The organism is Ruegeria sp. CDSB114 (assembly GCF_059611025.1).
Window position 1 is genome coordinate 37535 of the sequence record NZ_JBXWOT010000004.1, and the last position, 13475, is coordinate 51009.

Here is a 13475-nt window from a genome sequence, read left to right on the forward strand (position 1 = left end):
CCACCGTGTTAGGGCCTTTGAAAGGTGCTGCCAAGGGCCAAGCTATTCCAGATGCGTGATGATCGAGCGCAACGTTGGGATACCATCCCCTTTTTCGGACGACGTCAGCACGATTTCGGGGAAAGCGGCGGGGTGTTTGGACAGGGCCGAGCGGACCTGGTTCAGAACCTTTTCGCGTTCATTGGCCTTGACCTTGTCTGCCTTGGTCAGCACGCATTGAAAGGTTACGGCACTGGTGTCCAGCAGCTTCATGATCTCGGCATCAACAGGCTTTACCCCATGGCGCGCGTCAACCAGGACAAAGGCCCGGCGCAGGGTCTGTCGGCCACTGAGATATTGTTTCAGCAACCGCTGCCACTTTTCCACCACCTGAACCGGCGCATTGGCATAGCCATAGCCGGGAAGGTCGACCAGATACAGCTCTGGCCCTTGGGTGAAAAAGTTGATTTCCTGCGTGCGGCCCGGCGTGTTCGATGCACGCGCCAGCCCCTTGGTTCCGGTCAGCGCATTGATCAAACTGGACTTGCCAACATTTGAACGGCCTGCGAAACAGACCTCAAGCCGGTCGGGGTCAGGCAGCCCGCTCATGGCGACAACGCCTTTGACAAACTCGGAAGGCCCCGCAAACAGCTTGCGCCCGCGCTCCAACGAGAATTCATCGGGATCTTGGGCCAGAGGGAAGGGTAGGGTGCTCATAACGGTATCACCTTGTCACCGACCGAGATTACCCCGCCGCGAACCACTTCGGTATAGATGCCGAAATCCTGATGGCCCCAGCTGTTCAGCGCGCCCAAAGTGTCGGCATCGCGGTCGCCGGTATCGGGGTTCGCAGTGGTCGCCAAACAGCGCACAATCCGCTCGCGGACGCGGAATACGGCCTCACCGATTTGCAACTCGCGGTCGAGCCAGTCGAATTCTTCCCACAGGGGCAGGCCATCGAACCAGATGTTACCACGCCAGCGTTTGATTGACAGGTCTTGCCCCAGTTTTTGTTCAACCGCCCGGTGAGAGGCCATGTTGCACAGACTGATTGACGGGAAATCGCTGTCTGTCATCCCACGCCCTGGTATCCGAACGATCCGGGCAGATGCCGCCCTGTCCGCGGGCATCAGCGGGCGCACCCAATCCAGAAAAACGTCCTGTTCCCGATCCGGGTCAAAGGTTAGATCGGGGCGATCGGGATGGGTCAGGGTCAGCAGATTCGCGTCCAGATTGGCGGAAATGGCCATCAGGTTTGGGGCTTTTGACCCTCGGCTGAAATTGACGCAGGGTACCCATTTCGTGCCATCGGCTTTTGACGCTTCGTGCGCAACTGCCCAAACGCGATCCCCGGGCATTGTCTGCCTGGGGGTCACTGTCACGGTCTGCACGGCTTCGTGGCCGTGGCTTTTCATAGGATGCCGCCAAATATGGGTGACTTCAGCCGTCATTTGTCATCCGTCTTAGCGGCGCGCTTGAAACCGGATTTGATGTTGCCAAATACATCCGGTTTATAACCCTGGCTGCGCATGATCAGATACTGTTGGGTAAAGGTGATCGTGTTGTTCGCGATCCAGTACACCACAAGGCCGCTGGCAAACCCACCGAGCATGAACATGAAGACCCAGGGCATCCAGGCAAAGATCATTGCCTGTGTCGCGTCTGTTGGTGCCGGGTTCAGCTTTTGCTGCAGCCACATCGAAATCCCCAGCAACAGTGGCAGGATGCCGATGAAGATCAGCGCCATAAGGGTGTCAGGTTGCGGCCCGGCCCAAGGCAGCCAGCCGAAGAAGTTCATGATTGACGTGGGATCCGGTGCGCTGAGGTCCTGAAACGGGCCAAACCACGGTGCTTGACGCAGTTCGATGGTGACAAAGATCACCTTATACAGCGAGAAGAAGATCGGGATCTGCATCAGGATCGGCAAACAGCCCGCGGCGGGGTTAACCTTTTCCTTCTTGTACAGTTCCATCATACCTTGCTGCATTTTCTGACGATCGTCACCAGCGGCCTCTTTCAGGGCCTCCATCTGCGGCTGCAGTTCCTTCATCTTCGCCATCGAGACATAGGACTTGAACGCGAGCGGGAACAAGATCGCCTTGATGATCAGGGTCAGGCCGATGATCGACCAGCCCATGTTGCCGATCTGGGCGTTAATATTGTGCAGCAGCCAGAAGATCGGCTTGGTCAGGAAATAGAACCAGCCCCAGTCGATGCTGTCGATGAACTTTTGAACGCCTTCGGCCTGATATTCACGAATGGTTTCCCATTCCTTGGCACCGGCAAACAGCTGGGTTGTTACCTCTTCAGTAGCCCCAGGTGCGACAAGCAATGTCGGCAGTACAGTTTCCGTCTGATAGATCTTGCGACGGGCATCGTATTTGGCTGCTGCCTTGAAGGTCGTGCCCTCAGCCGGGATCAGGGTGGTCATCCAATAGTGATCAGTAAAGCCGACCCAGCCACCGTCTTTGACCTGAAAGACCTCGGCTTGCGCCCGTTCGTTCGGATCAATGTCAAAGTCGCGCACATCGCCGTAGTCGATTTCATCCAGAACACCGTCGGCCATGACCATCACGCCTTCATGCAGGATGAAGAAATTCTTCAGTCCGGGCAGGTCGCCATCTTCGCCGATACCATGGCGGGCGAGGATGCCATATGGCGCCATGCCGACCTCGGCTTGTGTGTTGTTCTCCACCGCTTGTGTGACTTCGAACATATAGTTCTCGTCCACCGAGATGGTACGGCGGAAGGTCAAGCCGTTGCCATTCTCCCACTTCAACGTAACTGGAGCGTTCACCCCAAGTGTTTCACCATTTTCGACGATCCAGACCGTGTTCGGCCCGGGTACGTCCGTGCCGGTGACACCAGCGCCAGGCGCCCATCCGTAGAGCGCATAATATGCAGACTCAGATCCAACCGGAGAGAACAGTTCGACAATCGGTGCGTCGTCCTGGATCGAGACTTTATAATCCTTCAGGTACAATTCATCGATGCGGCCACCGGACAACGACAGGCTGCCCTCGAGGCGGGGCGTGTCGATCTTGATCCGCGCGGCCTCGGACGACCCGGGCAGCGTTTCTTCTGCGCTCGCCGTGGCTTCGCCTACGGTGCCCGCACTGGAGGCGCTGGGGGTCTGAACCTCATCGCTTTCGATGGCGCTGATTTCAGCCTGATCAGTAATGGTGGTTTGCTCGGGCGGTGGAAACAGCACGAACCAAACCAGGATCACGACAAAGCTGAGCGCGGTTGCGAGGATGAGATTCTTGTTCTGATCGTCCATCTGGGACAGCCACCTTAAGCAGTGAAACACACCCGGTGGGTTCAACAGAGTGCAGCCCCAAAGGTCAAGCGGATTCGCCCGCCTTATGGTTCCAGATTGGGCTTTTGTGGTGAAAACCTGCGATCAGGAACCCGCTTGCCGTCCAATCTTGGGAATGCCTTTGACTTTGTTCTGGTGGGCCGAGATCCAATCCATGGTCTTTTCGAACGGCATGGGCTTGCCAATGCCAAAGCCTTGAACGTGGTCACAACCAAGCTGTGCCATCAACGCGTGCTCACCGGTGGTTTCAACACCCTCGGCGAGTGTTTCCACATTCAACCTTTCGGCCATAGTCAGAATTGCACTGACCAATTGTTGTTGCGATGCATCACTGTCCGCCTTGGCCACAAAAGTTCGGTCTATCTTGATCCGCGTCACATCAAACCGTTTGATCGAGGCGATCGAGGCATGTCCAGTGCCGAAATCATCCAGATCGATACAACAGCCAAGTGCTGCAAGGCTGGTAACGTTGCGGGTAATCACATCGTCCGGACGTCGCGAAAACACGGTTTCCAGAATTTCGACAGCCAGTCGGTCGGGCGTCAGGTCGTTTTGGTCCATTTCCCATTTCAATCGGTCCAGCAGAGCAGGGTCTCGTAGCTCGTCCGAAGAAAAGTTGATTCCGATTCGTGGGACGTGAACCCCGTTCCGGTCCCAGTCGCACATCGCGGAGAATGCATGATGCCGCATCGTCTGGCCAAGCCTCTCCATAAGCTCGGCCTGTTCGGCAAAAGGCAGAAATATCTGTGGGTTCAAGATGCCTTTTTGCGGGTGCTCCCAGCGGGCCAGGGCTTCAAACCCCGTAACCCGCCCTGTGTCTGTGGAAACCTGAGGCTGAAACCAGGGGCGGATTTGTCCGTTGTCCAGCGCAGCCTCGAACTCTTTGCGAAGGTTGGCCCTGATATTGGATCTACGGCGGGTTTCGTTTGAAAAGGCGCGGATCGTTGAGGGCCCATTACGCTGAGCTTCGCATAGCGCAGCAGATGCGGCATCAATCCAATTTTCAAACCCGGATCCGCGAATTGCGGATTGCAGGCAAAAACCGATTGAACACGAGACATAGGCAGTGGTGCCGTTTAGGGTGATCGGCTCTTCAACGGCGGATTGGATGCGGCCCGACATCTGAATACAGGCTTCGAGATCGAGATGCTGTGACGGGCGCAGGCCGATGGCGATTCTGCACTCGTCTAATCGTGTCGCAATATCGCCGGTTCGAATGACCGAGAAGATGCGGTCACAAAATTGGCTGGACAGATGGGTCGCGGCCGCATTTCCGTGCAGGTCAACAAATTCTGTGAACCCGTCTAAGGCTATAATCATACAAGCCGATCCCATGTTATCGTGATCGGTACGGTCAAAGAAATTTTCAAGTTCGGCGGCAAACTTATCCGTTGGCGCCAGTCTTCCGTGTTGGTGCAGTGGAGAGTTGCGTGCAGTTTGCGTGCGTCTGACTGAGGCGAAGGCGACGATCAGCAACGGTAGGCTCAGTGCCACAACGACAAGCGCACGTTCTCCACCGATCCAGAAAGCCGCAAGCGAAATGGCGGGAGCAAAGGCCAGCACCGGCGGGCCACTCAGATACGTGGTGAGAGTATCGAGAAATTGATCAACGGAAACAGATTTCCTCATCGGTTCGTCTTCGCCTTTACCCTGAGCATCTTGCGCTCAGGTCAAACCGTAGAAAATCAGTCTGAGTCACTCGTTAACGCAGCTGTGGAATATCATCCGTTTTTTCTGTTTTTTCGCTCGAATTGATGGAAAGATTAACAAAATCAAACAATTTCGGGTCCAAAAGGTGCGAAGGGCGCGCATTGGTTAAGGCGCGGAACATCACTTGCCGCCGTCCGGGGCTGTTATTTTCCCACTGATCGAGAATCTGTTTGACCTGCTGGCGTTGTAACCCGTCCTGGCTGCCGCACAGGTCACAAGGAATGATCGGGTAGTTCATCGCATTGGCGAATTTCTCGCAATCCGCCTCGGCGACATGGGCAAGGGGGCGAAAGACGAACAGGTCGCCTTCTTCGTTCACCAGCTTTGGCGGCATCGTTGCTAGACGGCCGCCGTGGAACAGGTTCATGAAAAACGTCTCAAGGATGTCGTCACGGTGATGACCCAGCACCACGGCCGAGCAGCCCTCTTCCCGCGCGATGCGGTACAGGTTGCCCCGGCGCAGGCGCGAACATAGCGCGCAAAAGGTGCGGCCTTGGGGAACCTTGTCCATGACGACCGAGTAAGTGTCCTGATATTCGATGCGGTGCGGTACACCCATGCGTTCCAGAAACTCGGGTAGGACGGTAGCGGGAAAACCCGGCTGGCCCTGATCCAGATTGCAAGCCAGCAGATCGACCGGTAGTAGGCCGCGCCATTTCAGCTCGTACAGAACCGCTAGCAAGGTATAGCTGTCCTTACCGCCTGACAGGCAGACCAACCAGCGGGGTGGCTTGCCGTCTTTCTCATGCGCGGACGGGTCCACCATGCCATAGTGTTCGATGGCTTCGCGGGTGTGGCGAACGATGCGTTTGCGCAGCTTCTTGAACTCGGTGGTCGAAGGCGCGCCGGCAAACAGCGGATGGATATCGTCAGCTTCGTCAAACATGCGCTGCCCCTACAGCAGATGGCGTATCCGGGCAAGTGTGCGGGTCAGCCCAACCGCGCAAGCAGGGCACCAGTGTCCAGCCCGGACACCGAACCGGGGATGCGGCCATTGTTACCTGTCAACCGAGACGCCACAAATCCATCAGCGACCGGCCCGGGCGCTTGGCGTATCAGTTGAGAGGCCGTCAGCAGCAAAGCAGTGCGCTCCGCAAACCAGCGCGCCTCGGCTTCGGGTGGGATATTGGTCCAGCGGGCGCGGTGGTCCCTCAGCGCCGCATCATAGTGGCGGTTCACTCCGGTTGCCGCCTCAAGCTCGGCCTGCAGGACCTGGGCGGCCAAGGGGTCGCGGGTCAGGGTGCGCAGGATATCCAGACAGATCACATTGCCCGAACCTTCCCAGATGCCGTTCAAAGGGGCTTCACGGTAGAGCAGGGGCAGGGGGGTGTCCTCGACATAGCCCATGCCGCCCAACACCTCCATGGCTTCGACCACGACGGCTGGACAGCGTTTGTTGTTGAGGAATTTGGCGAGTGCAACAGCGATGCGGGAAAAGGCTTTATCCTCGGGTGTATGACCGTCAAAAGCCTGCGCCACACGCATTCCCAGTGTCAGCGCCCCCTCCCAGTCCAGCACGAGATCGGCCAGAACGATGCGCATCAGAGGGTGATCAATCAAGCGGCGCTGAAAGGCGCTGCGATGGCTGACCCAGTGATGCGCTTCGCTGAGGGCCGCCCGCATCAGACCTGCCGGAGCCATCGCAGTGTCGAGCCGTGTGTGATGCACCATCTCCAGGATTGTGCGCACACCCGCGCCCTCATCGCCAAGCTGATAGGCCAGCGCATCATGGTATTCAATCTCGGCCGAGGCGTTGGACCGATTGCCCAGCTTGTTCTTCAGCCGCATCAGGTGGATTGCATTGCGTTCGCCGTCCAGCCAGCGGGGCACAAGGAAACAGGTCAGACCGCCGGGGGTCTGGGCAAGTGTCAGGAAACCGTCGGACATCGGGGCCGAGCAGAACCATTTATGCCCACGCAACCGCCAGTGATCTCCGTCGCGTGTGGCCGTCGTTGTAGTGGCGCGAATGTCCGAGCCGCCCTGTTTCTCAGTCATCGCCATGCCCAGCGTGGCGCTTTTTTTGGAGGCGATAGGAGCGATAGAGGAATCGTGGTTCCATTCCGTCAATCGGGGAACCCAGATCGAGGCAATCTCTTCATTCGCCGCAAGTGCTGGAACGGCTGCGTAAGTCATGGTCAGCGGGCAGCAATGTCCGGGTTCGACCTGACTGGCAAGGTAGACCATGGCGGCGTGGGTGGCGTGACCATTCGGTAGGTCAGACCAGGCAACGGCTGCGTATCCGGATGATTGACTGAGTTGCATCAGGTGATGGTATGAATGAGTGAAACGCACTTCATCCAGGCGGCGTCCACCTTGGTCAAACAGAACAAGTTCTGGGGAGTGGAAATTGGCCTCGCGCGCCATGTCTCTCACTGCAGCACGCCCAAGGTCTGCACCATAGTTGCGAAGAATAGAGCTTCGCGCGCCTGTCACATTTTGCAGTACTGGGTCAGAGGCCCAAAGGTCTAAATCTCCGCGCACAGGCGGCTGGTTCAGAACGTCATGCGTGGGTAGGGAATGGCGCGCGTCAGATGTCATCTGGCCCTCGAATTGAACAGCACAACTGTTCAGCGAAGGTGCGCTCCGGTCAAGTCCGACGACGGGTCAGGAGTGATCTTCACGGTCCGGAACCGGATCATACCCGTCACCACCCAAAGGGTGGCAGCGCCCAATCCGTCGCGCGGCCAGCCATGTGCCTTTGATGGCACCGTGTTTTTCCAGTGCCTCCAACGCATAGGCCGAGCATGTAGGCTGATAGCGGCAGTTGAACCCGACCCAAGGGCTGAACAGCAACCGGTACGCCCGAATGGGTAAGGCAAGGATATGCGAGAGCAATGTCATTTCCGCGCAGCATGGACTTTACGCAGAGCATAGCGCAAATCAACCAGCAGCGCCGCATAGGGGCGTCCGTCCGTGACATCGGCGCGACCGATCAGCACGTAATCCCAGCCGTCCTGCCCCTTCTCAGGCAGTACCTCGCGCGCAGCTTCGCGCAGGCGTCGCTTGGCCCGGTTGCGAGCCACGGCATTGCCGACCTTTTTGGAACAGGTGAAACCGACGCGAATCCCGTCCGCCTCGCCCTCGGCGCGTTTGCGCGCCTGCACCATCATTGATGATGTGCCCTGCCGACGCGCACGCGCGGCTTTCAGGAAATCGGATCGTTTCCTGAGGATGATCAATGTTTTGGATGCGCAAACGGACGCCGCCGGGGGCGTATCCCCAGGTTGGTTCTTACCATCCTCAGGGGCCTCCGGCGGCGTCATGTTCATAACCTGATCGGTGAGCGGTTTATGCGCTCAGCGACTTGCGGCCACGTGCGCGGCGCGAGTTCAGGATCTTGCGGCCGGCCTTGGTGGCCATGCGCGCGCGGAAACCGTGGCGGCGTTTGCGAACCAGGTTCGAAGGCTGATAGGTGCGTTTCATCGCTCCGTCTCCAATCTATTCGGTCGGGTGCAGCGCGGATTCGCCTGCCCGTGGTGTTCGAAGCCCGTCCTCTACTGCCAAGCGGGGGGTAAGTCAAACCCCTTGGTGGGGGTTTTGCCGCCTTTTGCAACAATTCTGTAATCCGGCGGGTCGAAAGATTTCAAAAACACGGATTTGCGGTCCGAAACCCTCACATTCGCTGTCGAAAAGATCAAGGCAACGTGAGGCCCCTGTTGCACAGAGGCGCGACATCGCATGTTGGGGCCAGAATGAAACGCATAAAACCGGACAACCCCATGAGCGATACAACTCAGGCCCCGCGCAGCGGGCTTGCGCGACATATTCCTTTGCTGGTGATTCTTTCCGTTGCCACCGTGGGGTTCTTTACCTTGGGTGATTACCTGACTTTCGAGACCCTGCGCGACAACCGAGAGGCCCTGTTGGGCTGGCGTGACGCCAATTACTGGGCAATGGCAGGCGCGTTCATTGCGATCTACATTGCCATCGTTGCGTTTTCGCTGCCTGGCGCTGCGGTGGCCTCGATGACCGGAGGGTTCCTGTTTGGCCTTTTCGCAGGCACGGTCTTCAACATTTTTGCAGCAACCATCGGCGCCTCGGTGATCTTTCTGGCGGCGCGCTGGGGGTTGGGGGCGTCCTTGACGGCGCGTCTTGAGGCCTCGGAAGGCACGATCAAAAAGCTGAAGGACGGCCTGCGCGAGAATGAGATCTCGGTCCTGTTCCTGCTGCGCCTTGTCCCGGTGGTTCCGTTCTTTGTGGCCAATCTGGTGCCGGCGCTGGTGGGGGTGAAGTTCCGCAACTTTCTGTTCACCACGGCGCTGGGCATCATTCCCGGCGGTATCGTCTATACTTGGATTGGCGTCGGGCTGGGCGGAGTGTTCGACCGGGGTGAGACGCCGGACGTCTCACTGCTGTGGGAGCCCTTCGTTATCGGCCCGATTGTTGGCTTGTGCGTGCTGGCGGCTCTGCCCATTCTGATCAAAACGCTGCGCGGCCAAAAGGACAGCTGATCATGCAAGAACTGAAATCCGATATCCTGGTGATCGGGGCCGGGTCAGGTGGGCTGTCGGTCGCCGCGGGGGCGAGCCAGATGGGTGCGGATGTGATCCTGCTGGAAGGTCACAAGATGGGCGGGGATTGTCTGAATTTCGGCTGCGTCCCGTCCAAGGCCCTGATTGCCAGCGGCAAGGCCGCCTATGGGCAGGCGCATGCCTCGGCGCTAGGTGTGGCGGATGTGGTGCCACAGGTGGATTACGCCGCCGCCAAGGACCACGTGCATGATGTGATTGCGCAGATCGAGCCGATGGACAGCCAAGAGCGGTTCGAAAGCTTTGGTGTCAAGGTAATCCGGGAATTTGGCAGCTTCGTCTCTCCGACACAGGTTCAGGCGGGGGATCACCTGATCACCGCGCGGCGGGTTGTGATTGCAACAGGTTCATCCCCCTTGGTCCCGCCGATACCCGGTTTGGACAAGGTGCCGTATTATACCAACGAGACCGTCTTCGACTTGCGCGACAAGCCCGATCATCTGCTGATCATCGGCGGCGGCCCCATCGGTATGGAGATGGCGCAGGCGCATATTCGGCTCGGTTGCAAGGTCACAGTCATCGAAGGGCAGAAGGCGTTGGGCAAGGATGATCCCGAGGCGGCAGAGGTCGTGCTGGACAGCCTGCGCGCTGAAGGCGTCGAGATCCATGAACGGGCGATGGCGGCACAGATTCGCAGTACAAATGGCGCGGTTGAGGTCGTGACAGAGAATGGGGAAATCTTCTCGGGCACGCACCTGCTGCTGGGTGCGGGGCGGAAAGCCAATATCGAACGTCTTGATCTTGCCGCCGCCGGAATTGAGCCAACGCGATCCGGCATCAAGGTGGATGCCTCTCTGCGCACTACAAACCGCAGGGTCTATGCGATCGGAGATGTCGCGGGTGGGCTGCAATTCACTCATGTGGCGGGCTATCACGCGGGGATTATCATTCGTTCGGCGCTGTTTGGGCTGCCCTCCAAGGCGAAAACCGCACATATCCCCTGGGCGACCTACACCGACCCCGAGCTGGCGCAGGTTGGCCTGACCGAGGTGCAGGCGCGCGCCGAGCATGGCGATAAGATGGAAATTGCGCGGTTTGACTATCACCACAACGACCGCGCCATTTCCGAGCGTAAAACGAATGGTTTCATCAAGGTCATGGTCGTCAAAGGCCGACCTGTAGGTGCCACAATTGTTGGCCATCAGGCGGGTGAGCTGATCAGCTTGTGGTCGCTGGCGCTGGCCAATAATCTGAAGATGGGGCAGGTTGCCGCCATGGTTTCGCCCTATCCGACGATTGGAGAGCTTAACAAACGGGTGGCGGGCGCTTATTTCTCACCAAGGCTGTTTGAGAATCAAACGGTTAAACGTGTGGTCAGGTTCGTCCAGCGCTGGATGCCCTGACCTGGAAGGGAGAGCAATGTGAACTCGCTGTCAGGCCGATTTCTGATCCTGACGACGGTCTTCGTGATGTTGGCCGAGGTTCTGATTTTTGTCCCTTCGATTGCGCGATTCCGCGAAGATTTCCTGCTGAACCGGCTGGAGCGCGCTCAGATCGCCTCGCTCGCTTTGTTGGCCGATGATATGCTGGCCGAGGACCTTGAGGCTGAACTGCTGGCCAATGCGGGCGTCTATAACGTGGTTCTGCGGCGAGACGAGATGCGCCAGTTGATGCTGTCCTCTCCTATTCCAGGGCAGATCAGCAAGACCTATGACCTGCGTGACGCGCGACCATGGGTTTTGATCCGGGATGCTGTCGTGCGGTTGTTCACGCCGGAAAATGAAGTCATCCGTGTTATTGGCGAGCCTGTGAAAGGCGCAGGTCTGCTGATTGAGGTGACGACTGACAGCATGCCTTTGCGTATGGCGATGACGGATTATGGGTTACGCATTCTGGGCCTGTCATTTGTGATTTCGATCATCACGGCTTTTTTCCTGTTTCTTGCGGTTCGGGTGGTTCTGGTAAAGCCCATCAAAAGCGTTGTCGGATATATGCAGCGCTATGCCAGCGCCCCCGAAGATGCCCGTGGAATCATCTCACCGGATTCTAAAGTGACCGAGCTGCGCGAGGCCGAAGAGGCGCTGAAACAGTTGCAAACCGAACTGACCCAGGCCCTGAAACAGCGCGAGCGTCTGGCGCAGCTGGGCGGGGCTGTGGCCAAGGTGAGCCACGATCTGCGCAACATCCTGACCTCGGCCCAGCTGTTTACCGACCGGATCGAATCCAGCGAAGACCCGTTGGTGCGTCGCATGGCCCCTAAGCTGGTGAACTCGATCACCCGAGCGGTAACCCTGTGCGAAAGCACATTGGCATTTGGCCGCGCTGAAGAACCTGCACCGTCGCTTACACTGGTTCCGCTCCGCACTGTGGCCGAGGATGTGGTTGCTAGCGAGAAACTTGCCGTTGCCGATGCCTGTGTCGAGATCATCAATGATGTGCCGGAAGAGTTGGTCGTACGAGCTGATCCTGAACAGATTTTCCGTGTCATGATGAACCTCGTTCGAAATGCCCGTCAGGCGCTGGTTGCATCAGGAAAGCCCGGTCGGATCACCCTGTCCGGGCAAGAGCAGGACGCCAACTGGTGTATTCAGATCAGCGACACAGGGCCGGGCCTGCCGACCAAAGCGCGTGAAAATCTGTTCACACCCTTTCAGGGTGGCGTCCGCAAAGGCGGGTCGGGTCTGGGCTTGGCGATCTCACAGGAACTGTTGCGGGGCCATGGGGGTGACCTTGTTCTGACCGAGACAGGGTCAACAGGTACCACCTTTGAAATTCGCCTCCCGCGGGGCGATGGGGCTTTTTGAATTATTTTTACAGAATCGACTTGCACGTCCCGAATGCCGGGTCTACATAGCGCCTCACCAACGCGGACCGATAGCTCAGCTGGATAGAGTACTTGACTACGAATCAAGGGGTCGGGGGTTCGAATCCTCCTCGGTCCGCCATTTATCTCTGATTTCATTGGAGAAAATGACGGTTTGATCCAGCTACCCACCAACCTACCCGCCAAAATTAATTTTCTGGCAGTGATTGCTAAAACGCAACCGGCCTGACGAACATGCCCTTTTAGGTTGTGTTGGTTTTGCTTATGCCATTGGCACAATGCCAATGTGAGACTTTTTCTTGAAGACTGAATTCTTACGAAAACTGCTTAACGGAATAAAGAGAGACCTGACCTCCTACCGTGAGTACGCAGTACGATCCGTTTTTATGGCATTTGGTGGCCTGTTTCTATTAATCGAGTCATTTGAAGTTGTCACAACTGACGGCGACATTGAGTTGCCTTATCTTTTGTTTCTGCTTGCGGGGCCGTTGATTGGTTTAGCTTGGTTTTACCTAGACGGGCATCTGATCGCGGGATTTCTTAAGCGACAGGTCGAGATAAAAAGCAAACACATTGACACGCCTGTTGTCGTAAAGTTTGGTGATTTTTTTGCCGAACAAGGCTGGAAAGCTGTTGGCGTAAACGATTTCTTTGATAGCGAAGTCGACAACGTTTTAGTTTCACGCATAACACTGCACGGGCACATTATCGAAGAGTTTTGGTCTGACAACCTTGCAGAACTGGATGGTCAACTTGAGGCGGCTTTAGATGGCGTCGAATCCAAATCTGGGGAACGCCAAAAAGGTAATCAGAACCGCTACCCGATCGGAACCACTGCGCCAGTAGTGTGTGATGAGCACAAGTTTCTTTTACTGCACTGAGCCGGACGAACGTCTCTGATAGCGTGACAAAGGCAGGCACAGATGACGTAATTGTCGCAGTTAGAGGCCTCCTGAGATGTGCACGTAAGCTGTGTGCAAAAGAGCCACTTGTTATTCCATTGATGGGTTCAGGACTAGCCAGAGTTGGCATTGGCAACTCGATCCTAGTGGACCTGATTTTGGCTGCCATAGTGGAGGAAACAAAGCTGATGAAAATCACGGACAAAATCATCGTCATTCTACCCGAAGAAAAAGCCGAGGACATCAATCTCGGAGCTATCGCGAGAGACTGG

The 13475-nt window shown here is 57.1% G+C and carries 12 protein-coding genes, 1 tRNA gene and 1 pseudogene; 5 read left to right on the forward strand and 9 right to left on the reverse strand.

The annotated features are described in order from the left end of the window. Positions 1-42: 42 nt before the first annotated feature. The 9 genes from yihA to rpmH form a co-directional block, all read right to left on the reverse strand. Entirely contained in the window at positions 43-696 is a 654-nt protein-coding gene (gene yihA, locus AC2FIP_RS11605; protein ID WP_496699208.1) for a ribosome biogenesis GTP-binding protein YihA/YsxC, read from the reverse strand. Further along, a complete protein-coding gene (locus AC2FIP_RS11610) occupies positions 693-1430 on the reverse strand; it encodes an MOSC domain-containing protein (protein ID WP_496786475.1) in 738 nt (245 codons plus the stop codon). The genes yihA and AC2FIP_RS11610 overlap by 4 nt, the downstream gene beginning before the upstream one ends. After that, the gene (gene yidC / locus AC2FIP_RS11615) at positions 1427-3259 is read right to left on the reverse strand and encodes a membrane protein insertase YidC (RefSeq protein WP_496786477.1); all 1833 of its coding nucleotides are present in this window, start codon (positions 3257-3259) and stop codon (positions 1427-1429) included. Before yidC ends, AC2FIP_RS11610 begins: the two co-directional genes overlap by 4 nt. A gap of 123 nt (positions 3260-3382) precedes the next feature. Beyond that, a complete protein-coding gene (locus AC2FIP_RS11620; protein WP_496786479.1) occupies positions 3383-4927 on the reverse strand; it encodes a putative bifunctional diguanylate cyclase/phosphodiesterase in 1545 nt (514 codons plus the stop codon). A 73-nt stretch (positions 4928-5000) separates the two neighbouring features. Next, complete coding sequence (ttcA, locus tag AC2FIP_RS11625) at positions 5001-5894, reverse strand: tRNA 2-thiocytidine(32) synthetase TtcA (protein ID WP_496786481.1); 894 nt, start codon at positions 5892-5894, stop codon at positions 5001-5003. 44 nt (positions 5895-5938) lie between these two features. Continuing rightward, positions 5939-7546 (reverse strand): acyl-CoA dehydrogenase family protein, encoded by a 1608-nt coding sequence (locus AC2FIP_RS11630; protein WP_496786483.1) that lies wholly within the window; start codon positions 7544-7546, stop codon positions 5939-5941. A 66-nt stretch (positions 7547-7612) separates the two neighbouring features. Further along, a complete protein-coding gene (gene yidD / locus AC2FIP_RS11635; protein WP_496694398.1) occupies positions 7613-7849 on the reverse strand; it encodes a membrane protein insertion efficiency factor YidD in 237 nt (78 codons plus the stop codon). Further along, positions 7846-8271 carry a ribonuclease P protein component gene (rnpA, locus tag AC2FIP_RS11640; protein ID WP_496786485.1) on the reverse strand — a complete coding sequence of 142 codons (426 nt, stop codon included), beginning with the start codon at positions 8269-8271 and terminating at the stop codon, positions 7846-7848. Before rnpA ends, yidD begins: the two co-directional genes overlap by 4 nt. A gap of 25 nt (positions 8272-8296) precedes the next feature. After that, complete coding sequence (rpmH, locus tag AC2FIP_RS11645; RefSeq protein ID WP_005632162.1) at positions 8297-8431, reverse strand: 50S ribosomal protein L34; 135 nt, start codon at positions 8429-8431, stop codon at positions 8297-8299. A gap of 296 nt (positions 8432-8727) precedes the next feature. Between rpmH and AC2FIP_RS11650 the strand changes: the two genes are divergently transcribed. From AC2FIP_RS11650 to AC2FIP_RS11670, 5 genes and pseudogenes are all read left to right on the forward strand, one after another. Further along, complete coding sequence (locus tag AC2FIP_RS11650) at positions 8728-9459, forward strand: TVP38/TMEM64 family protein (protein ID WP_496691920.1); 732 nt, start codon at positions 8728-8730, stop codon at positions 9457-9459. Positions 9460-9461: 2 nt separating this feature from the next. Beyond that, complete coding sequence (locus tag AC2FIP_RS11655; RefSeq protein WP_496699225.1) at positions 9462-10880, forward strand: dihydrolipoyl dehydrogenase family protein; 1419 nt, start codon at positions 9462-9464, stop codon at positions 10878-10880. An 18-nt stretch (positions 10881-10898) separates the two neighbouring features. Then, entirely contained in the window at positions 10899-12281 is a 1383-nt protein-coding gene (locus tag AC2FIP_RS11660; RefSeq protein WP_496786486.1) for an ATP-binding protein, read from the forward strand. A 64-nt stretch (positions 12282-12345) separates the two neighbouring features. Further along, positions 12346-12422: transfer RNA gene (locus AC2FIP_RS11665), tRNA-Arg, on the forward strand. A 265-nt stretch (positions 12423-12687) separates the two neighbouring features. Continuing rightward, positions 12688-13364, forward strand: a pseudogene (locus AC2FIP_RS11670) (macro domain-containing protein); the annotation flags it as partial. Positions 13365-13475: the final 111 nt, after the last annotated feature.

Bases quoted from the DNA above. Each gene is read 5' to 3' on its own strand.
- yidC (WP_496786477.1), bottom strand. From the start codon at position 3,259: ATGGACGATCAGAACAAGAATCTCATCCTCGCAACCGCGCTCAGCTTT.
- AC2FIP_RS11650 (WP_496691920.1), top strand. From the start codon at position 8,728: ATGAGCGATACAACTCAGGCCCCGCGCAGCGGGCTTGCGCGACATATT.
- AC2FIP_RS11610 (WP_496786475.1), bottom strand. From the start codon at position 1,430: ATGACGGCTGAAGTCACCCATATTTGGCGGCATCCTATGAAAAGCCAC.
- rpmH (WP_005632162.1), bottom strand. From the start codon at position 8,431: ATGAAACGCACCTATCAGCCTTCGAACCTGGTTCGCAAACGCCGCCAC.
- AC2FIP_RS11630 (WP_496786483.1), bottom strand. From the start codon at position 7,546: ATGACATCTGACGCGCGCCATTCCCTACCCACGCATGACGTTCTGAAC.
- yihA (WP_496699208.1), bottom strand. From the start codon at position 696: ATGAGCACCCTACCCTTCCCTCTGGCCCAAGATCCCGATGAATTCTCG.
- ttcA (WP_496786481.1), bottom strand. From the start codon at position 5,894: ATGTTTGACGAAGCTGACGATATCCATCCGCTGTTTGCCGGCGCGCCT.
- rnpA (WP_496786485.1), bottom strand. From the start codon at position 8,271: ATGACGCCGCCGGAGGCCCCTGAGGATGGTAAGAACCAACCTGGGGAT.
- AC2FIP_RS11620 (WP_496786479.1), bottom strand. From the start codon at position 4,927: ATGAGGAAATCTGTTTCCGTTGATCAATTTCTCGATACTCTCACCACG.
- yidD (WP_496694398.1), bottom strand. From the start codon at position 7,849: ATGACATTGCTCTCGCATATCCTTGCCTTACCCATTCGGGCGTACCGG.
- AC2FIP_RS11655 (WP_496699225.1), top strand. From the start codon at position 9,462: ATGCAAGAACTGAAATCCGATATCCTGGTGATCGGGGCCGGGTCAGGT.